The 20,402-nt window shown below is 46.2% G+C and carries 21 protein-coding genes; 13 read left to right on the top strand and 8 right to left on the bottom strand.

Going from position 1 to position 20,402, the window contains the following annotated elements:
* Positions 1 to 47 precede the first annotated feature (47 nt).
* The 3 genes from ACTIE6_RS24835 (at position 48) to ACTIE6_RS24825 (ending at position 1,973) form a co-directional block, all read left to right on the top strand.
* A complete protein-coding gene (locus tag ACTIE6_RS24835; protein WP_439559187.1) occupies positions 48 to 296 on the top strand; it encodes a hypothetical protein in 249 nt (82 codons plus the stop codon).
* A gap of 80 nt (positions 297 to 376) precedes the next feature.
* Entirely contained in the window at positions 377 to 1,039 is a 663-nt protein-coding gene (gene nth, locus ACTIE6_RS24830) for an endonuclease III (RefSeq protein WP_439559186.1), read from the top strand.
* 76 nt (positions 1,040 to 1,115) lie between these two features.
* Positions 1,116 to 1,973, top strand: coding sequence for an FKBP-type peptidyl-prolyl cis-trans isomerase (locus tag ACTIE6_RS24825; RefSeq protein WP_439559185.1), 858 nt, complete (start codon positions 1,116 to 1,118; stop codon positions 1,971 to 1,973).
* Positions 1,974 to 2,028: 55 nt separating this feature from the next.
* On the opposite strand, the gene ACTIE6_RS24820 is transcribed toward ACTIE6_RS24825, so the two are convergent.
* From ACTIE6_RS24820 to ACTIE6_RS24805, 4 genes are read right to left on the bottom strand one after another with little or no spacing between them, the layout of a single operon-like run.
* Positions 2,029 to 3,159 carry an aminotransferase class I/II-fold pyridoxal phosphate-dependent enzyme gene (locus tag ACTIE6_RS24820; RefSeq protein WP_439559184.1) on the bottom strand — a complete coding sequence of 377 codons (1,131 nt, stop codon included), beginning with the start codon at positions 3,157 to 3,159 and terminating at the stop codon, positions 2,029 to 2,031.
* Complete coding sequence (locus tag ACTIE6_RS24815; RefSeq protein ID WP_439559183.1) at positions 3,156 to 3,749, bottom strand: acetyltransferase; 594 nt, start codon at positions 3,747 to 3,749, stop codon at positions 3,156 to 3,158. The genes ACTIE6_RS24820 and ACTIE6_RS24815 overlap by 4 nt, the downstream gene beginning before the upstream one ends.
* Before the next feature lies 1 nt (position 3,750).
* Positions 3,751 to 4,317 carry a sugar transferase gene (locus tag ACTIE6_RS24810; RefSeq protein ID WP_439559182.1) on the bottom strand — a complete coding sequence of 189 codons (567 nt, stop codon included), beginning with the start codon at positions 4,315 to 4,317 and terminating at the stop codon, positions 3,751 to 3,753.
* Between the two features lie 11 nt (positions 4,318 to 4,328).
* Positions 4,329 to 6,737, bottom strand: coding sequence for an alpha-ketoacid dehydrogenase subunit alpha/beta (locus ACTIE6_RS24805; RefSeq protein ID WP_439559181.1), 2,409 nt, complete (start codon positions 6,735 to 6,737; stop codon positions 4,329 to 4,331).
* Positions 6,738 to 6,940: 203 nt separating this feature from the next.
* Between ACTIE6_RS24805 and ACTIE6_RS24800 the strand changes: the two genes are divergently transcribed.
* Positions 6,941 to 7,339, top strand: coding sequence for a DUF1573 domain-containing protein (locus tag ACTIE6_RS24800; RefSeq protein ID WP_031528390.1), 399 nt, complete (start codon positions 6,941 to 6,943; stop codon positions 7,337 to 7,339).
* Positions 7,340 to 7,428: 89 nt separating this feature from the next.
* Here ACTIE6_RS24800 and ACTIE6_RS24795 read toward each other — a convergent pair whose 3' ends face one another.
* The gene (locus ACTIE6_RS24795) at positions 7,429 to 10,341 is read right to left on the bottom strand and encodes a putative LPS assembly protein LptD (RefSeq protein ID WP_439559180.1); all 2,913 of its coding nucleotides are present in this window, start codon (positions 10,339 to 10,341) and stop codon (positions 7,429 to 7,431) included.
* 75 nt (positions 10,342 to 10,416) lie between these two features.
* Between ACTIE6_RS24795 and ACTIE6_RS24790 the strand changes: the two genes are divergently transcribed.
* From ACTIE6_RS24790 to ACTIE6_RS24775, 4 genes are all read left to right on the top strand, one after another.
* On the top strand, positions 10,417 to 11,211 hold the full coding sequence (locus tag ACTIE6_RS24790) for an N-acetylmuramoyl-L-alanine amidase family protein (protein WP_439559179.1): 795 nt from the start codon (positions 10,417 to 10,419) through the stop codon (positions 11,209 to 11,211).
* 132 nt (positions 11,212 to 11,343) lie between these two features.
* Positions 11,344 to 12,309 (top strand): MlaD family protein, encoded by a 966-nt coding sequence (locus ACTIE6_RS24785; RefSeq protein ID WP_439559178.1) that lies wholly within the window; start codon positions 11,344 to 11,346, stop codon positions 12,307 to 12,309.
* 90 nt (positions 12,310 to 12,399) lie between these two features.
* On the top strand, positions 12,400 to 14,013 hold the full coding sequence (locus ACTIE6_RS24780) for an acyl-CoA carboxylase subunit beta (protein WP_439559177.1): 1,614 nt from the start codon (positions 12,400 to 12,402) through the stop codon (positions 14,011 to 14,013).
* 36 nt (positions 14,014 to 14,049) lie between these two features.
* Positions 14,050 to 14,928, top strand: coding sequence for an NAD(P)-dependent oxidoreductase (locus ACTIE6_RS24775; protein WP_439559176.1), 879 nt, complete (start codon positions 14,050 to 14,052; stop codon positions 14,926 to 14,928).
* A gap of 72 nt (positions 14,929 to 15,000) precedes the next feature.
* Here the strand turns inward: ACTIE6_RS24775 and ACTIE6_RS24770 are convergent, their stop codons facing one another.
* Entirely contained in the window at positions 15,001 to 15,285 is a 285-nt protein-coding gene (locus ACTIE6_RS24770) for a hypothetical protein (RefSeq protein WP_439559175.1), read from the bottom strand.
* Between the two features lie 97 nt (positions 15,286 to 15,382).
* Between ACTIE6_RS24770 and ACTIE6_RS24765 the strand changes: the two genes are divergently transcribed.
* From ACTIE6_RS24765 to ACTIE6_RS24745, 5 genes are all read left to right on the top strand, one after another.
* A complete protein-coding gene (locus ACTIE6_RS24765; protein ID WP_439559174.1) occupies positions 15,383 to 17,320 on the top strand; it encodes a GDSL-type esterase/lipase family protein in 1,938 nt (645 codons plus the stop codon).
* 11 nt (positions 17,321 to 17,331) lie between these two features.
* Positions 17,332 to 17,637, top strand: coding sequence for a DUF4160 domain-containing protein (locus ACTIE6_RS24760; RefSeq protein WP_439559173.1), 306 nt, complete (start codon positions 17,332 to 17,334; stop codon positions 17,635 to 17,637).
* Entirely contained in the window at positions 17,637 to 17,933 is a 297-nt protein-coding gene (locus ACTIE6_RS24755; protein WP_439559172.1) for a hypothetical protein, read from the top strand. The genes ACTIE6_RS24760 and ACTIE6_RS24755 overlap by 1 nt, the downstream gene beginning before the upstream one ends.
* A 91-nt stretch (positions 17,934 to 18,024) precedes the next feature.
* Complete coding sequence (locus ACTIE6_RS24750) at positions 18,025 to 18,264, top strand: hypothetical protein (protein ID WP_439559171.1); 240 nt, start codon at positions 18,025 to 18,027, stop codon at positions 18,262 to 18,264.
* Positions 18,248 to 18,535, top strand: a complete 288-nt coding sequence (locus tag ACTIE6_RS24745; protein WP_439559170.1) for a type II toxin-antitoxin system RelE/ParE family toxin — start codon at positions 18,248 to 18,250, stop codon at positions 18,533 to 18,535. The genes ACTIE6_RS24750 and ACTIE6_RS24745 overlap by 17 nt, the downstream gene beginning before the upstream one ends.
* Here the strand turns inward: ACTIE6_RS24745 and ACTIE6_RS24740 are convergent, their stop codons facing one another.
* Both ACTIE6_RS24740 and proC read right to left on the bottom strand, forming a co-directional pair.
* Complete coding sequence (locus ACTIE6_RS24740) at positions 18,536 to 19,450, bottom strand: DUF1338 domain-containing protein (RefSeq protein WP_439559169.1); 915 nt, start codon at positions 19,448 to 19,450, stop codon at positions 18,536 to 18,538. It lies immediately after the preceding gene.
* A gap of 39 nt (positions 19,451 to 19,489) precedes the next feature.
* Complete coding sequence (gene proC / locus ACTIE6_RS24735; protein WP_056291064.1) at positions 19,490 to 20,293, bottom strand: pyrroline-5-carboxylate reductase; 804 nt, start codon at positions 20,291 to 20,293, stop codon at positions 19,490 to 19,492.
* Positions 20,294 to 20,402 lie beyond the last annotated feature (109 nt).

The raw sequence follows: 20,402 nt of genomic DNA, 5'->3' as shown, positions 1-20,402 counted from the left end.
CGCGTTGATAAACCTGCGTAAGCAATTTAACCAACGTGCCCCACAGTATGACAAAAACTTTTACTTACGATGACGTTGTAAGGTATTTATATGCCGAGACAACAGAGAATGAAAATGAACTGATTGTTGAGGCACTTGCACTTGACGATAATTTGATGAACTTCTATCTGGACTCACTGGAAATCCAGACACAAATGAACAAAATCACCCGGAATCCCTCCGATAAGGTGATTACGGAAGTCTTCAATTATTCCCGGCAATTCTCATCAAAAACACCTGCCGCCCTTCTCTACTAAGAGAGGCAGCAGGTATTTTTTTGCCAGCTATTCATTGAATAGCTGGATTTTCTTGTTTCTACCAGTGTACGTTTATCCCAATGCACAGACCAGAGCGATTTAAGCTGTTTTTAAATTATTTCACCGAAAATTTTCCCGAGCCCGAAACTGAGCTGCATTATGCAAGTCCGTACGAATTGCTGGTAGCCGTCATCTTATCAGCCCAATGCACAGACAAACGCGTGAACATCGTTACGCCCCCTTTGTTCGAACGTTTCCCGGATCCTGAGTCTTTGGCCGCGTCCAATGCGGAAGAAGTGTTTACCTACATTCGCTCCATTTCTTATCCCAATAACAAAAGCAAACATCTCGTCGGAATGGCGCGGATGCTGGTAGAGCAATTTGGATCGGAGGTGCCCGCGTCTGTAGACGAGTTACAAAAGTTGCCAGGTGTAGGCAGAAAAACGGCCAATGTAATTGCGTCAGTTATTTTCAACCAACCTGCAATGGCGGTGGATACGCACGTTTTTCGTGTTTCGCACCGGCTTGGTTTAGTCCCTAAAACAGCTACTACCCCGCTGAGTGTTGAGAAAGTACTTGTGAAATACATTCCGAAGCAGCTTATTCACAAAGCGCACCACTGGCTGATTCTCCACGGCCGCTATATCTGCATTGCAAGAAGCCCTAAATGCATGCAGTGCCCGCTTTTTTCTTTTTGTAAATACTATGAAAAGAATGTACTTATAGAAGTTTCGAAATCTTAGTTACAACCAATATTCTTTTTGAAGAGTCTATCGTTTAAAGTATCATCCCATTAAATTTAAGAAAGGAAGAAATCAAATGAAGCGTACGAAGTTAGCATTGTTTATTTTACTGGCTATGGTGGTTAGCTTGTCGGGCTGTATGAACTCGGACAAAAACCAGGACGAAGAGAAGATTACCGAAAACGAAAACGAGATCAAGGAATTCCTGAAAACGGATAGCCTAGGTACCTCGGCGCTCCGCGACAGTTCAGGACTTTATTACATTATCAGAAAGTCAAATCCCAGCGGGCAGAAGGCAAAAACAGGTGAAGCTGCGACAGTGCGTGTTAATGGTTATTTGCTGAATGGAACAAAAGTGCTTTCGATAGATAAAGATTCCACGCTGACCTTTCCAGTCGACGGTTTCAGTACTCCGATTTACGGTTTAGAGTTTGGAATCAAGCTGATGCGGACTGGTGAAAAAGCAACATTCCTGCTCCCTTATTATCTGGCTTTCGGGAACGTAGACAGGGTTAACATTCCGGCCTATTCTGTCATCAGAATGGAGGTTGAATTAATCAAAACGCGTACCGAGGTGCAACAAATAGATGATTTCCTGGCTAAAAAGCAATTTCCCGTTTCAGAACGCACGGCAGATAACCTGGTTATTATCAGAACAAACACTGTAACAGGCGATACGTTGGGTGTAGGTAAGTCTGTAAGTGTCAAATATGTTGGTAAGCTTTTAAATGATCAGAAGTTTCAGGAAAGTACAATTCCATTTACCACTGGTACGAATGGAGCAATCCCTGGTTTCGACCGGGCAATCCGGAAGATGCGCAAAACGGAAAAAGCAATTATCATTTTCCCTTCTGCATTGGGATACAAAGAACGCGGCTCGGGATCTATCCCGCCATATACGCCAATCATGTTCGAAGTTGAGGTTCTGCCTTAATATGGATTAAAAAATCTTTGAGGAGAGCTGCCGGATATCAATCCGGCGGCTCTTTTTACATTTTGGCAAATGTGAGAATGTTTTCAGATATAGCACCAATTTGTTCGTCTGTCAAAGTCGATCCGGAAGGAAAGCAAATTCCATTTTTGAAAACAGACGCTGCCACATTCCCGCCAAAGTACGGTGCGTCTTTGTAAAAAGGCTGCAAATGCATAGGCTTCCAGACTTGTCTTGCTTCAATTCCATTCTCAGCCAGATGCGACCTGATCTGATCTACTGTGAGCTTTGACTTTTCATGATCAAATAGAAAAGTGGAAAGCCAGCGGTTTGAGAACATACCTTCTGTTTCTTCCTGGAACGAAAGTCCCGGAATAGTTTGAAACGCATTCAAATAGCATTCAAAGTTCCTGCGTCGCCGCGCGACTCGCTCGTTCAATACTTCCAATTGACCAAGTCCGATAGCCGCGCAGATATTGCTCATCCGATAATTATAGCCCATTTCAGAATGCTGAAAATGCGGTGCCGGATCTTTGGCCTGACTTGCGAGAAACCGGGCTTTTTGTGCGTCATTTTTATTGTGCGTAAAAAGAGCGCCTCCTGCGGAAGTAGTAATGATCTTGTTCCCGTTAAAGGAAGCAACTCCCACTTTCCCGAATGTGCCCAAATGCTGTCCCTGGTAGGTAGAGCCCATCGCTTCTGCTGCATCTTCAATCAAAACAATTCCGTACTGATCACAGATATCTGCTACTTCTTTCAGCTGACAAGGCATTCCATAAAGGTGCACACAGATCAATGCTTTGGGTTTTTTACCCGACTTTAACAGTTGCGTAATAGCTTGTTCAAGCGTATCAGGACAAATATTCCAGGTCTGTGGCTCGCTGTCAATAAAAACCGGCGTTGCGCCGAGATAAAGGATTGGGTTAGCCGAGGCGGCAAAAGTGAGTGACTGGCAGAGTACAATATCTCCTTTCTCAACACCCGAAACGGCAAGCGCTAAATGGAGCGCGGCTGTACCCGAGGAAAGTGCGACTGTATGCATACTGCCTGTGTACGCACAAAGTTCTGATTCAAAAAGGTCTAAATGTGGGCCAGCAGGCGCAATCCAGTTGCTATCAAATGCTTCCTGAATGTACTTCATTTCATTGCCTCCCATATGCGGAGGCGATATCCAGATTTTGTAGTTCATAGGTGTGCATTAAGTACTCGCGCGGGGTTTCCAGCAACTGTGGTATGATCAGGTATATCTTTTGTTACTAGACTTCCTGCACCGACAATGCAGTTTTTCCCGATGTATATATTTGGTAAAACAATGCAGCCTGCTCCCAGCAATGTATTTTCTCCAACTTGCACATTACCGCAGAGGGTAGCCCGCGGAGCAATGTGCACAAAGTCGCCGATCCGACATTCATGCTCAATAATGGCGCCTGTATTCACGATTACGTGTTTGCCAATTTGCGCTTCCGTCTGGATAATGGCTTGCTGAAATACCAGAGTACCCTCGCTAATTTCTACCTGCGAGCCGATCAATGCAGTATTGTGAATGAATTTGCCAAATGGATGTACAACGTTCTCTGCCACCCTGCGCCGCGCCAGATTATTTCCAATTGTTATTAACAGCTGCTTTTCAGGGAAAATCTCAGGATTGTAAAGCCTTACCTCCTGATCTGAAAACAGCCGTAAAGTTTGATCATCAAAAACCGCTTCGACTCTATCACCTGCTTCTAAAAACATTTGAAACACGACCTTTGCGTGGCCGCCGGCTCCGTATAGTAGCATCTCAGTTTCCTTTAAATTCTTCCATTGAGATCTCCGCAGATGCATTAACCTGCCTGCGGTCCAGTAGTTTTGAGAAAGTCAGCCACAGGATCTTCATGTCAAGCATGAAGGAGACATTTTCAGTGTACCAGACGTCGTATTCAAACTTTTCCTGCCAGCTGATCGCATTTCTCCCATTTACCTGCGCCATTCCTGTGATGCCTGGCAAAACTGAATGTCGGCGACTTTGAAATGCATTGTACAATGGAAGGTAACTCACCAGCAGCGGGCGCGGACCGACGATGCTCATCTCGCCGCGAAGCACATTCCAGAGCTGAGGAATCTCGTCGAATGAAGTTAACCGTAGTATGCGGCCAATGTAAGTGGGAGCTCCGTTGCGCATTGTACGGAATTTGATTAAAGTAAAAAGCTGTCCATGAAGTCCGGGGCGCTGCTGAAAAAAGAGCGGCTTACCTCTTGAATCAATAAAAACAATAAACAGTAGCCAAACAAAAAGCGGCGACAGAAGGAAAATCCCTGTCGCCGCTATTGTGATATCTAAAATTCTTTTTCCTGATTTTTGATACATTGAATCAAACGCTAAAACAGTTCCGGATAAATCTCGGGCTCTGCTTCGCGCATGATTTGATAAACAGTCTCAAATATATCGTCCATATTAGGTTTTGAAAAATAATCCCCGTCAGACCCGTAAGGCGGGCGGTGATCTTTGGCGGAAATCGTTACCGGCGCTGAATCCAGCCAGCGGTACGCATTCTGTTTTTCCAAAACCTGCTGCATCATGTAACCTGACGCGCTCCCTGGCAAATCTTCATCTGCGAAGATTACCCGGTTCGTTTTTTTAATGGATTCTACAATGCTGCTGTTAATGTCAAATGGTAAAAGTGTCTGCACATCGATTACTTCAACGTCGATACCTACACCTTGCAATTGAGAAGCGGCCTCCATTACTATACGACACATTGAGCCGTAGGTCACAATTGTAATATGCTTTCCTTCCCTTAAAATCTCAGGTTGCCCCAGTGGAATGCAGATTTCGCCAATATTATCGGGTAAAGTTTCTTTCTGACGGTAAGAATTAAGCGGTTCAACGATCAAACCCGGATCGTCGCCGCGCAATAATGTATTGTAAAAACCCGCAGCCTGTACAAAATTCCTTGGAACAATCACGTGCAAACCGCGCAAGCTGCTGAGCATCGTGCCCATTGGGGAGCCGGAGTGCCAGATACCTTCCAGCCGGTGGCCTCTTGTTCTGATAATCAGAGGTGCTTTTTGTCCGCCAGCTGTGCGGTAACGCAACGAAGCCAGGTCGTCGGTCAATGTAGCCAGAGCGTAGTAGATGTAGTCAAAATACTGGATCTCCACAATTGGTCGCAAGCCGCGCATTGCCATTCCTATTCCCTGACCGATAATCGTGGTTTCGCGAATGCCGGTGTCCGTAATACGCAGCTCACCAAACTTCTCCTGCAAGCCTGCAAATCCCTGGTTTACATCGCCAATCATCCCGATATCTTCCCCTAGTGCGACTACCTTTTCGTTTTTTTCAAAAGTTGCATTGAAAAAGGTACGTATCACCTCGCGTCCGTCGACCACCGGACTGTCGTCGGAAAATATCGGCGCTACCGGTTGTACGTGTAAAGGAGATTCCGGGCTTTCACTATAAAGGTGTGTATTGAACCGAGCCTGGTTTTCCTGAATGCTGGTTCTCAGGGAATCTTTGAGCGACGCTTTAAAAGGATTATCTTCTTTCCCGATAATACGGAGCACTTTCCGTACACTGGCGATCATATCCCTGCGCACGGGCAGGTAAGTGCGCGATAGCTCGTTGACTACATTGCTGAGCTCGGAAGCAAACTGACTTTCCCGCCCTGCATTCTGGACCAGCTGAATGGTTTCGAGGTATTCTTTATCCAGGTCTTTCCGGTAAGCCTGCCACGCCCGGTTGCGCGATTGAGATGCAGTTTCTTTTGCTTCTGCTTCAATCTGTTCGAGTTCTTCGTCGGTCGCGTAGCCGTTTTTTAAGATCCAGTCACGAAAACGAACATTGCAGTCGCGCTCGATTTCCCAGCTCAGCCGCTGTTTGGATTTATATCTTTCGTGAGAGCCCGAAGTTGAGTGGCCCTGTGGCTGAGTGAGTTCGGTGACGTGTACCAAAACAGGCACGTGCTGGTTCCGGCAGATATTGGCAGCTTTCTCGTAGGTTTCAATGAGCGCGGGATAATCCCAGCCATTTACGGTCAGGATTTCTAAACCCGGCTCATCTTCATTCCGCTGCAAACCTGCGAGCGCTTTTGAAATACTGCCTTTTGTTGTCTGGTATTCAATGGGAACCGAAATCCCGTAACCATCGTCCCACACAGAGGTCAGCAACGGAATTTGTAAAACCCCGGCTGCATTCATTGCCTCCCAGAACATCCCTTGCGAAGTAGAAGCATCGCCGATCGTCGCGTAGGCAATTTCACCGCCCTGACGTGAGAATTTGGTTAAGTTATGTAGCTGCTTATTAGACCTGAATAATTTGGAAGCATAAGCAAGTCCCACGGCGCGGGGCATTTGGCCGGCCGTGCTAGAAATATCGCAAACGGAATTGTAAAGTTTTGTCTGGTCGAGCCACTGCCCGTTTTCATCCAGCCAGCGTGTTGAGAAGTGACCGTTCATAGATCTTCCGCCTGTATTGGGCTCGTGTTCGAGATCGGCGTGCGCGTACATTTGCGCAAAAAATTGCTGCCAGGTCAGGTTACCTACTGCCGCCTCTATCGTCTGGTCCCTGTAATAGCCGGACCTGAAATCGCCTGGCCTGAAAGTGCGCGCGAGCGCAATCTGGGCTACCTCTTTACCGTCTCCGAAAATGCCAAATTTAGACCGTCCGCCCATAGTATCCTTTCTGCCGAGCAAACTTACCTGGCGACTCTCACATGCAAGACGGTAGTCACTGATAATGTTTTCTTTACTTAAAATACCGGCACCAGTCAAACTATCATTTTGAAGCATAAGCAAAATTTTCGGGTATGAATCCGTAGTTAAATTACGTTTTTTTGAATGCAAGCCAAAATTATGTATCAAAATAATAATCGCCGCCAGTACGATCAATCAATGCCTTCTGTTAATATTGGTTAACGATTATTAAATTTAATTTTTAAGCATTAATCTTGTTTGCTAAATAGTTTTTCACCACTTAATGTATAGTCAAAGTTATGAAAGTATTTTTTTCAGCGCTGGTTCTATTGGTAGGCCTAAGTACCGTTAGTTTCGCTCAGAAAGGTGTTTTGAAATTCAAAGAGGAAACGCACAAGTTTGGTAAAGTGCCTCAGGGAACACCAGTTACGCACGAGTTCGTCTTTACAAACACAGGCAGCGATCCGGTGGTGCTATCCAATGTAACAGTGTCTTGCGGATGTACTACTCCGGTTTGGTCAAAAGAGCCGGTACTGCCAGGAAAAACAGGATCTGTAAAAGCTACATTCAATGCAGCAGCAGCTGGTCCTTTCAATAAGCCTGTTACTGTTTTCAGTAATACAGAAGGTGGTTCAATTACTTTATACCTGAACGGTGAAGTTGTTCCGAAATCGGCAGCTAAGCCTTCTTCCAAGTAATCAGGCCAGAAGAGTTTTTCGAGGGCTGCCTATCAGGCGGCCTTTTTTTGTGGCCGATGCAAAACTTCAAAGGGAAGCCAGACTGTGAATTAGTAGGCTGATCTGTCGTAGAACGAGCGGCGGCGGGTCACTTTCAAATCCTGTAAAATCGCTGATTTCACTTTCAATGTGAAGCTGTAATTGCTCATACGTGCCGAGCTCCCGGCAAAAGGAGTCCAGCTGAAACTCATATCCCAGCAATGCAAATCCCGGTAAAGCGTCAATTGTGTAATGGTAGGAGAGAATGCGACAAAGTCAAAACCGCTGCTCACGCTGACTTTGAAGTTCTTGGACAAGCTCAGGTCGCCCGTCGCCTGTACCGCCTGGATCAGTGATGCCCGGGATAAGCCTGGCTTTGTCAGACCAAAGTTATAGTTAAGGGAAAGTGTCCAGGGTACATTAAAATCCACGTATAGCTCCGGATTTTGAGCGATAAACTCGCGCTGCTCTTCCGTAGCCGTGTTAGCAGGATCCGTAGTGGGGCCGTTTACTACCGGCTTTTTGGTTTTGTCAGAACCTTTCGGCGCAAAGCTGGTACCCAATGTAAACCCGAGGTTTTGAAGATTGGCTAAACCTTGCCCGGCAGTAATCGCGTATTTATTCACCCTGTATCCAACCTGATTAGTCAGAATGTTCGGATTGGCCTCGTACGCGTAAGGATCGAGGTTCATATTGAAGTTCAGGTTCAGGTTACGCCCGATCCTTGCATTCGCATTGACTGTAATATTTGACAGGTTCAACGAATCAGCCAGCAGGTTATAGCTTCCACCCAGACTTAAATTGTCGAGTAAGGATACCTTCTCAAATTGTTGCGCAGCCGTGTCACTCTTGGATTTGAGTTTCATTTCAAAAGAGTTGTTTAAACTGAACGAAACAACGCTGCTGGCCCGACCGTTACCGACATTCTGCCCGATTCCGCGGAACCTGGAAAGTGAGTATTCCTTGATTTCCCCCTCTCTGTCACGCACGTTGATTTTTTGATAAAAACCAAAACCGTCTCCTGTGAAGTCTGGCGTATAAGTGAATGAAAGTGATGGGATTACAGTGTGCCGGATCGCTTCCAGGCGCCGGCCTCTGATGAAGAATGTACCATAGAAACGCGTATTGACACCGGCTCCAAAATTGTAAGAATATTCGGTACCAGCCTGCCGCAACGTATCTATACGTACCTTGTTCGTCAGCGTATCAACAGAATAGGCATATTGTTTTGTAAAAACCTCACCCTGTAAAGAAAGGCTTGGTGTTACGTTCACGAACCGCAATACTTTGAAGTTGGGCAGGGAGATAGGCAGGCTATACCGGCCTGTAAACTGCGCATCTTTCAACATATCAGGCAATGTATTCAGATTGAAAGGTACCACTTTGGTTACCCCCACGCGGGTCGTGTCAACTGTATTGGAGATTTGGAAACCCAGCCGGGCAGAAGAAGTATCGATTGCAGTGAGCGAGTTCGTCAATGCGTAATTTCCACTGAAATCCAGACCCAGACGGAAGCTTTCATACCATCGGCCACGGCCGCCTTTTAATGCAAATGGGGCAATCTGGTTGATACCAAAACTGAAATCGGTGGAAACGTTCGTCTTCCCGTTCTCGCGTCTGGTACCTTCTGCATTCATCTGGCCAAAGTTCTGGTTGACACGCAAACTGGCGGCCGCTCTCGCATACTGCCCGAAAGTACGGTTGTACTGTACGGAGGAGCTCGCCACGTTGGATGTATATCTCTCTGTATCAAATGCCTGCAATTGGTTATAGCTGTTACTGCTCACATTCACATTCGCGGAGAATTGCGAATTTCCTCTCGGCTTGGGCGAATGCGACCATACCACGCTGAAATCATTTGTTACGCCCCGACCGATAAGTCTGTCTATTTCATCGCTGGGCTTATTTTTATTAAACCGGAATGAAAAGTTACCACTATACTGATAGCGTTTAATGTACGTGGAGGCGACCCCCAAGCCCCAGCTTCCGGAAGAGTAAATCTGCCCGGTCACAATTGCATTTACATATTCATTGATTGCAAAATAGTAGCCGCCCTCCCGGAGGTAAAATCCGCGCCCGTTCGGCTCTTCGCCGTAAGTCGGGACAATGATCCCGCTGGTTCCACTTTCTTTTTTCTTGGGAAATGGGAAAAAACCGAAAGGCAGCGCAATGGGCAGTGGAACGTCGCTGATAACAAGGTTAAATGGCCCCGATATCACCTGCTTTTTGTTCACCATCTTGATCTTAGGCGCATTAATAAAGTAATGCGGGTGAGTTAGATTACAGGTTGTGTAAATAGAGTGACGAATGTAAAAGTTACCTTCCGCGTCTTTCTTAACCTTTTCCCCGCGGATATTACCGTCACCTTCCTGTGTCACGATCCCCTGAATCAGCGCTTTCTGGGATTTAAAGTTGTATCTGATCTCTTTTGTATTGTAAGTCTCAGGCCCATCCTGGAAAATTGGCTCGCCTGCCATTTTCTTGGCCGTAGAATCGTAGGTACCTATTGCATATACCTCATTGGTTACCCAGTTGAGCCGAATGTAATTCGCTTTCAGGTTAATGGTCCCGTAGTTCACCTCCGCGCTTCCATATAAATGCACCTGTTTAAGTACCGCATCCATAATGGTGGAATCTACCGCGCTGTATTCAACGGTGTTTTGTAAATCGTCGGGACTTGATATGGTATCCGCAGCGACAGAATCGGCCTGCGTGGAGTCGGCCAGATTGGCGCGCAACGAATCTGCTGCCGTAACTGACTGGGACGTACGAGGCTTACCGGTACCTGAAGAGTCGGTACCCGCTTTTTGTTTATCGGTAAGAAGAGGATCGGTAGACTGCTTTTCAGAAGATGAAACATTCTGCTTACTCTGTTTTTTCCCGGTCCCCTTGGAGCGTTGCTGCACACAGGCTAAAGTGCTGAACAGGAGAAACGCCGCAACCACTGACGATATAATAATCGCCTTTCTTTTCAGTTTTAACAAATAGCGTATTTTTGCATAACGATTTTCAAAATTAGCAGAGAAACCCCGAACGAGTAACGCCCCAATTAAAAAATAATGTTAAAAGTTCTTAAATCAATAATTGCTGCAAGTTTCCTGCTGGCAAGTCTTGCTTTCGTATTTCAAGATGAACCTGCGGCTTCCAAATCAAGTCGAGTAAATACAGTGGTAATTGATGCGGGTCACGGGGGGAAAGACCCGGGAACAAGAGGACGTAACACGAAGGAAAAAGATGTGGCTTTGAGCGTCGCGCTCGAACTCGGCCGGAAAATCAAAGACGCTACCCCAGACGTTAAAGTGCTTTATACCAGGTCCACAGACGTTTTTATAGAACTGGGCGAACGTTCTGCATTTGCGAACCGTAACAACGCCGATCTTTTTATCTCCATTCACTGCAATGCAACGCCACGATCCAAAACGGTTCACGGTACCGAAACCTTCGTCATGGGTTTGCACAAAACAGAAGGTAACCTTGAAGTTGCAAGAAGGGAGAACTCGGTAATTTTGCAGGAAACGAACTACAAACAGAAATACAAAGGATTTGACCCTAACTCCCCTTTGGCGCACATTATGCTCGCCAATTACCAGAGTGCATTCATTTCAAGCAGTTTGCGCTTTGCCGACCTGATCGAGAAAAAATTCCAGTCGGTATCTGATCGCGAAAGTCGTGGAGTGAAGCAGGCTGGATTTCTTGTTCTGTGGCGCTGCGCCATGCCCAGTGTGCTGATCGAAACAGGCTTTTTATCCTCACCCGATGAAGAGGATTACCTCAGCTCGAAAGATGGACAAGAGGAAGTAGCCGAGTCAATCCATCAGGCATTTATGGCGTATAAAAAAGATATGGACCGGTAAGTAACCACTTTGCAGATGTTTTGAATTGTCAAAACAATTTTGAATAATTTGATGTTTGACCTCTAAGCAACCGGTTTAAACTTAATAATGCCCATACCTGCCCGCCGATTACAGCAGGAAATAACTTAGTCCATGAAATTATCAAGAGAAGCAAAAGTTGGAATTATGGCGGTTGCCGCGATGGTAATGCTGTATTTCGGCTTCCATATCCTCAAAGGTTCTGACGTTTTTTCGAGAACCAACCAGTATTATGTGATTTACGACAATATCGACGGCCTTACAGCTTCCAACCCGGTGCTCCTGAATGGACTGAATATTGGCCGGGTACGGGAGATCAAGCTCCTGCAAGACCGTAAAAACCAGCTGCTGGTTTCACTGGATATTCAAAAAGGCATCTCTGTACCCTCCGGGAGCGCAGCAATACTCGCCGACGGCGGACTGCTCGGTGGCAAAGTGGTCCATTTGGCAGTAGGTACCGGCACTCCAATGCAGGATGGAGATACGCTGCTGGCCAAAAAGGAGGCAGGTATCACAACCGTTTTACAGCAACAGGCATTACCGCTCGTAACCCACGCCGACTCCCTGATCAAAAACCTGAACCAGGTCGTGGCGGGTTTTGAGGAAACCGGGCTTATTTTGAACCAGGTACTAAAAAACTACAACCAAACTGGAAGCAGTTTACAAGGTTTACTGAATGAAAACCGCACAAACCTGCTGGCGCTCACTTCCAATCTGAACAAGCTTTCAACTTCGCTGGTAGAAACGGAAAAGGAAATCAAGCCGCTTTTAACCAAAACAGGCACATTGGCCGATTCGCTGAATGCATTGCGGCTGGGGGAAACCGTTCGCAATGCTAACAAAACGATCGCAGAGCTGCACACGCTGCTCGCGAGTGTGGAGTCTGGTAAAGGCACTGCCGGCAAGCTGGTTAAAGACGAAACTTTATACAATAATATTGACCGCACAATGGTGAGCCTTAACAAGCTGCTGACCAACCTGCGGGAACATCCAAAGCGGTATATCAACATTTCGGTTTTTGGTAAAAAAGACAAAGGTCCGGCAGAATCGCCGCTTGATACTGCGACAGTGATCAAATAGGGAGTAATTTTCTTAATAAGAATGAAAGTCGTTTGCTTGCGGGTAAACGACTTTTTATTTTGTGACATCATCCACACTTCATACGTCGCTATGACCACACAGGAAACGCTCCCGCAACTGCTGCAAACACTCCGGCAAAAATACGAACAGGTAAAACTTGGAGGCGGTGTCAAGAAAATTGAAGCTCAGCATAAAAAAGGAAAGCTCACTGCGCGTGAGCGGATTGAATATCTGATTGATGCAGGATCGGAATTCGTGGAAATTGGTGCATTCGTGGCAGATAACATGTACGAAGAAGAAGGCGGCTGCCCCTCAGGTGGCGTGGTAGCCGGTATCGGGATTGTTTCAGGAAAACAATGCATGATCGTAGCCAACGACGCGACTGTTAAAGCCGGTGCCTGGTTCCCGATCGCCGCCAAAAAGAATTTGCGAGCGCAGGAAATCGCAATGGAAAACCGCTTGCCGGTGATTTACCTGGTCGACAGCGCCGGCGTTTACCTCCCCATGCAGGCTGAGGTATTTGCAGACAAAGAGCATTTTGGCCGGATTTTCAGGAACAATGCACAAATGTCCGCCATGGGCATTGTACAGCTTTCTGCGATTATGGGAAGCTGCGTGGCAGGCGGCGCGTACTTACCTATTATGTCCGACGAAGCTTTTATCGTGGAAGGTACCGGGTCTGTTTTCCTGGCCGGGCCGTTTTTGGTTAAATCGTCGATTGGTGAAGATGTGGATGCCGAGGTGTTAGGCGGCGCAACAATGCATTCCGAGATTTCCGGCGTAACCGACAACAAATTCCCTGACGATAAAACCTGCCTCGACGCAATCCGGCGGCAAATTGATAAAATAGGAAAGCCACTTTCAGCCGGTTTCGACCGGAAAACAGCTTTAAACCCAATTCGCAACCCGGAAGAGATTTATACCCTGCTGCCGGTTGACAGACTGAAACCTTACGATGTACTGCCCATTCTGGAATGCATTGTTGATAATTCTGAGCTTGATGAATACAAGCCTGATTATGGTAAAACATTGATTTGCGCCTACGCCCGCATTGACGGCTGGGCAGTGGGTATCGTGGCCAACCAGCGTAAAATGGTGAAGTCCGGCAAAGGTGAAATGCAGATGGGCGGCGTGATTTATGGTGAGTCAGCAGATAAGGCGGCCCGTTTTATCATGAATTGCAACCAGAAAAAGATACCGCTGGTTTTTTTTCATGATGTTACCGGTTTTATGGTCGGCAGCCGCGCCGAGCAAGGCGGGATTATTAAAGACGGTGCAAAAATGGTAAATGCAGTAGCTAACTCTGTTGTACCAAAATTTACATTCATTATCGGCAACTCTTATGGAGCCGGCAACTACGCAATGTGCGGCAAAGCCTTTGATCCCAGACTGATATTTGCCTGGCCCACGGCGCAAATGGCGGTAATGAGCGGCGCCACTGCTGCCAAAACGCTTTTACAAGTTCAAACAGCCACATTGAAAGCAAAAGGCGAAGTAATCACGCCTGAACAGGAAGAAAAGTTGTTGAAGGAAATCACGGATCGCTACAATGAAGAACTTTCTCCCTATTACGCTGCCGCCCGGTTGTGGGTCGACGGTATCATAGATCCGGTCGAAACCCGCAAGATTATTTCAGCCGGTATACAGGCGGCCGACCAGGCACCCATTGAAAAACAGTTCAATGTGGGAATTATGCAGGTCTAAATCGCATTCACTAAGTATCCACATATCCATTGTATTATGTCTCAAAAAATAGCATTCCTTGGTCTTGGTAACCTGGGCGCTCCCATAGCAGAAAGACTGATCGGTTCAGGTTTCGAACTGACCGTTTGGAACAGAACAATCTCAAAAGCAGAGCAGCTGGAAAAGCTCGGCGCAAAAGTGGCCGAAAACGCAGTCGACGCAGTTGAGCCTGGCGGGATCGTTTTTTCGGTACTGGCCGACGATCATGCAGTTGAAACTACATTTTCAGATGCATTGCTGGAAAAACTCGGGCAAAATGGACTGCACGTTTCCATGAGCACCATCTCGCCGGATTGTTCACGTAAGCTGACCGAAACGCACAATAAATTTGGTGTAAGCTACGTGGCAGCACCTATTTTCGCACGCCCTGATGCAGTACGTTCGGGAATGGGCAACATTGTAATTTCAGGAGAGGCGGGTGCAAGGGAGCGGGTGAAACCTTTGGTACAAAACTTCGTAAAAGGCGTTTTCGATTTCGGCGACGATCCGGGAGCAGCCAATGTGATCAAGCTTTGCGGAAACTTTATGATCGCGGCGAGCCTTGAAATGATGGCAGAAGCATTTACACTGGCTGAAAAGAGCGGTATCCCTCGTCAGAATATTTATGATATGCTCACTTCTACCTTATTTGCTGCACCGATTTTCCAGAATTATGGCAAATTGGTAGCTCAGCATAGTTATGAACCCGTGCTGTTTAGTCTGCCGCTTGGTTTAAAAGATATTAACCTGACTTTGCAAGCTTCTGCAAAGGTAAATGCACCGATGCCGCTCGCAGATCTGGTGAAAAACCGTTTCGTATCTGCATTGGCAAAAGACCGCGCGCATCTGGATTGGGTCGCACTCGCCAAAGGTGCTTCCGATGATGCCGGACTTTGATGTTTGTAATAGTATAAAAATGAGAAAAGCTGCACGAATGCAGCTTTTCTCATTTAAAACAGAAGTAAGAGACTACTCTCTGATTTCCATTAACATCTCATCAGTAATATTGTTTTTCTCCTTGAAATCCGAGACTGTTTCCGTGAAAGAATTATGGAGACTTTCCACGTTTTCAAGGTTTTTATATGCCCCGTCGTAAATGTCATTCAGAGATTTTTCAAGATCCTGAATGTTCAGGTTCATATTCTCTGTTTCAATCTGCCCGATCTTTTTGATCACCGCAGTTTCACTGTTTTTCAAATCTTCAATTTCACGGAGAATCTTCTCCATCGATTTAAACTTCTCGATCTTATCCATAAGTTCTTAGCTTGTTTTTAAGAAGGCTTAACTCAAATATCATACCACCCGGGCTTGCCAATGCGGTAAATCAAGTGTGATTTCACCTTTATTAATTATGATAAAGAAATATGTAAGGAGCTTCTTTTTGTGCTTTTTGGCACTCTCAGCACACATTATTGTTGCTCAAAACCCGGAGAAAACTACTTCCTGGAAAGGGTTTGAAAAGGTTAGTTTCAATTTTGAGGAACGGGAAGCGTGGTATGTAAAGCCGGTTAAGGAAATACCGGGCAAACCGTGGGTTTGGCGCGCACATTTCCCCACCTGGCACACCGAAATAGATAGCATTCTGCTATCCCGCGGGTTTCATATGGCTTATGTGAATACCAATGATATGTTCGGGCATCCCAAGGCAATGCAGGTTTGGGACAGGTTTTACGATTACCTGGTCCAAGGGAAACAATTTGCGCCCAAAGTCGCACTGGAAGGTGTGAGCCGTGGCGGGTTGTATGTATATGGTTGGGCCAAAAGGAATCCCGACAAAGTCAGCTGCATTTACGCCGAAGCGCCTGTGTGCGATCCTAAAAGCTGGCCGGGCGGCAAAGGAAAAGGGCCGGGCTCGGAGAAAGACTGGGCCGCGTGGCTGCAATTGTTCGAAATGAATGAAGAGCAGGCTGCAAAATTCACCGATATCCCATTGAACGATCTGGCTGGTCTGGCCGGGTTTAAAGTCCCTGTTGTTCACGTAATCGGATTGCAGGACAAGCTGGTACCTCCTGCCGAAAACAGTGATTTGCTGATCAAAAACTACCAGCAACTCGGCGGACCTGTCGCAGTTTATCCGATGACACGCGGCGAACAAACGCTGGAAGGTCACCATTTCCCGATTGAGCATCCCGAGTTTTTTGCCAATTTTATTGAACAACACAGTGTTCCTGTCGCCAGGCCGCTTCCTCACGATCCTTATATCGAGGTGAATGCCGGTTTGGGAAATGCATTTGAAAAATTTAAAACAACAAAGAAAGGTACTGTCGCATTTCTAGGCGGTTCCATTACCCACAACCCTGGCTGGCGGGACAAAACTTCCCGATACTTGCAGGAACATTTTCCCGAGACTGAATTTACATTTATCGCAGCAGGTATCCCTTCGCTCGGTAGCACGCCGCATGCATTCCGGTTCAGCCGGGATGTTTTGTCCAAAGGTACCCCCGACCTGCTTTTCGTAGAAGCTGCTGTGAACGATCGGGGAAATGGATTTAGTGAAAAAGCGCAGGTACGCGCGCTGGAAGGGATTTTACGGCAAATGCATTCGGCTAACCCGAAAGCCAATATGGTGTTAATGGCTTTTGCTGAGCCGCTCAAAAACGCAGATTACGAAAAAGGTAAGGTGCCGACGGAAGTAGCAGTTCACCAGCGCATTGCCCAATACTATGGCGCAGCTTACATTAACCTGGCTAAGGAAGTGTACGATCGCATTAAAGCCGGTGAATTTGAATGGAAAGCTGATTTCAAAGATTTGCATCCGTCGCCTTTTGGTCAGGAAATTTATTTTCAAACGATTAAGGAGTTGCTGAAAAGGGAATTTAAAATCAAAGCAACAACTTCCTTTCCGAAACCGATCGACAAATTCTCTTATGAAAAAGCAGGTTACCACTCCATTGAGGAAGCCAAAAATCTGAAAGGATTTACATTGGTGCCCAACTGGGAACCGGCTACAAAGCTCTCGACCCGCGAAGGTTTTGTGAATGTACCGATGCTTGTTGGCGAAACTGCAAATGCTTCTTTGGAGCTCCCATTCAAAGGTCGTGGAGTCGGTATCGCGATTATCTCCGGTCCTGATGCCGGCATTATCTCTTATTCTATCGACGGCAAAAAGCCCAGAACGCTCGATCTTTTCACACGTTGGAGCACGCAACTGCATTTACCCTGGTACCTCATGCTAGACGACGAACTTCCTTCCGGTAAACACACATTAAAACTGAGTATCTCGTCTGATAAAAATAAAGAAAGTGCGGGAAATGCCTGTCGGATCGTGCATTTTCTGATTGCGGAATAAAAGAATTATTTTTGACTGCTTTACTACTAATAACACACGCTAAACAAAGAACCTATGCTGAAATATCTCGTTTTTTCGGTATTGTTATTTTCATGTATTTCAAAGATCATCTGCCGCCCCATTTTCATGCGGAGTATGCCGGGCAGGAAGCTCAGTTCTCTATTGAAACAGGAAATGTAATAGCAGGAGATTTTCCCCGGAAACAAACTCGTCTCGTTCAGGCCTGGGTTGAACTTTATCGTGAAGAGTTGTATCTTAACTATTTCGAATCTCAAAAAGACAATGCTCAATTCAGGAAAATAAGACCACTGCAATAATGAATCCAAGAGTTAAAAAAATCATTTCAGTCAAACCTTTCGTTATCACTGCACTATGGTCGGATAACCAAATGCGTGTGATTGATTTTGGGATTTTTCTTGCGGAGTATTTTCAGAAAAAGGATACAGTGTTCTTTAAAATCTTACAGCCTGAAACATTCAGCAAAGCCAAGTCTGACGGAAGGACAATCTATTGGGAAAATCTGACTGAAATGCTGGATTACGACGGGAAGCCAATCCCAGCTCCACTAGACTTCGATCCTGATGTATTGTTCGAGCTTTCGCAGCCTGTTTGACAGTGTCAAATTATAGACTTTTTTTGATTTAACTTAGTCACTTAGATCCAGAAATAGGGTCTTAAATTAACTAATGCAAAACTGGTAAAGTATGAGTCAAAACGATCTTAAATCCAGCCTGCATGCCTTAATTGATGGTATCGATGATACAGCAGTTTTGCAGGCGTACCTCATTCTACTTTCTCGCGAGGCCAAATCTCAGGAAGATTTTTGGGAAAGTCTTGACGACCAAACAAAAGCAGCGATCGGCCAAGGATTAGCTGATTTCGACTCTGGAAAACATTCTGATTTCTTTGATCATATGAAGTCCGCCTATGGCATTGAACGTTAGATTGTCTGACCGGGCACGTGGAGATATTGAAGAAATAGCATCTTATTTGGCGGAGAATTGGTCAGAGAAAGTCAAAATGGATTTTCTGATTAATTTAACTCAACAAATGGATCTTATTAGTAGAATGCCTTTCATGTATCGGGCATCGGCTTCGAACCCCAATGTCCGCGAGTGCACTATGAACAAGCACACAATGATCTACTATGAGATCGTAAATGAAGAACTTATAAAGGTGCTGACAATCAGAAGCGCACGGAAGGGCAATATTTGACTACGACTTCCCAGTCTGCGTACTGTACGTACTCTCAAAAATCTTGTCCGCGTTTCCTGCTTCGAAACCGTCCCTGCGGTGTTTTCTTTGAATTTGTTCAGCAGGAATATCTTTGAATGCGGGCAGTACTTTCCGCTCGGCGAATTCGACATAGGAACCTGAAATGCGTAGCTTTTCTCCGTTTGCAAATTCCGCGTCGAGCATTTCCGCAACTGTCGAACTTTGCAGCAAGCCTCCGTCCGGACTTTCTTTCACCTTTCCGCCGGAAGTATTCAGTTTGATCCCATTCTTTTCCAAAAACACATTGAAATCGGCGACCGTATTGTAGCCTTCCGGCAGGTTGTGTACGCTGATTGTGAAGTGGTTGAGGTAATATCTGTTGTAAATCACCCAGGCAGCATACTCACTTTCTTTCAGTAAAGTCTGGTAATCCGAGACAGTCGGCGTGCGCCAGAGTGGCTTGTGCAGGAATGCATCTACTTCGGCTCCGTTATCCAGATCCAGCGAATCGGCCGGGTCGCTTGTCACTTCGTCGGTATAGCTGCGGATAATGCGCTGCACTTCCTCCGAAAGATCGCCAACGCGCAGTTCGCTCACGAAAATGCGCGGATCGGTCTCACGCGGCGGACTGTACCACCAGGCGTCAAGTTTTTTTCCTTCAAAAAAATAATGGTCGCGCTTTTCATAACCATAATGCAGGAAGATCTTTTCGAAAGACCGCACACCGAGCTGAGGTACACCCATAGTTCGGAATGCAATGTGGTCGTTCTCAATCTCATCCACATTATTTACGATACCTGTGTGCACCATTGCATTCAGGATCGTGCCCACGTCAGGGACACGTTCTTTGTACCGCCGCATCAGCCCGTCGAGAACAATGTCCAGTGTAGCCAGCTTGTCTGATTTTGCTTCCATTACTATTTGATTGAATGTGTGTAAAATTGAAATAGCAGATTAGCCTTTCGATAGTTCGGTTGATCTTACCTGCGCGGCGATAATGCCTTTTTTTAAAGTATCGTCCAATTCCCCGCCTTCAAACTCCCGCAATGCTGCCTCTGTCGTCCCGCCTTTTGAAGCTACTGCCTTGATCAGGTCGTCGAGTGATTTATCGGCTGTGTTGATCAGGTGGTAAGAGCCGAGCATGGTTTGTTTTACGAGCAATGCAGCCACAGACTCTTCAAAACCCATTTCTTTTCCCGCCTCGATCATCGCTTTGACCACATAAAAGAAATAAGCCGGCCCGCTGCCGCTCAATGCAGTTACCGCATTCAGCTGTTCTTCATTTTCCAGAAAAACCGACCTGCCTGTCGCATTGATCAGGTTTTCGACTCTTCTTAACTGCTGTATATCTACCTCGGGCGAAGCGGCGTAAGCAGTAATACCCATTCCCAGCATCGCGGGCGTATTCGGCATCGCGCGGATCACCGCTTTGTGTTGTAACGTATTTTGAATGCTCTGGATGGTGATACCTGCCATAATCGACAGTACTACCTGATTGGGTTTCACTACTTCCTGCAAGCTCTGGCCGACCGACGCAAAATCCTGCGGCTTCACAGAGAGGATAATTAAATCATATTCACCGATCTGCGGACCGATTACGCCGGTAATCACGCCGGGCTGAAAACTGGTCAGGCTTTCCATGCGATCGACGCTTTTCTCTACCAGTAAAAAGTCTTCTTTTTTAACAAGGTCAAATTTGAGAAAGGCACGTGCAAACGCCATTCCCATGTTGCCGCAGCCGATAATCGCGATTTTCATTTGAAATTAATGACAGATAAATGATTAGGATGAAGGCGAATTACGCAACTTTTGGAGGAAAAATCAGCCTTTGCCGCCTATTTGTGGCTCATTTGTTTTGGAATGAATT

The sequence above is a fragment of the Dyadobacter sp. genome (assembly GCF_051859145.1).
Lineage (GTDB): Bacteria > Bacteroidota > Bacteroidia > Cytophagales > Spirosomataceae > Dyadobacter.
Note: the sequence above shows the minus strand (reverse complement) of the source record. Positions and strands in the feature narration are given on the sequence as shown.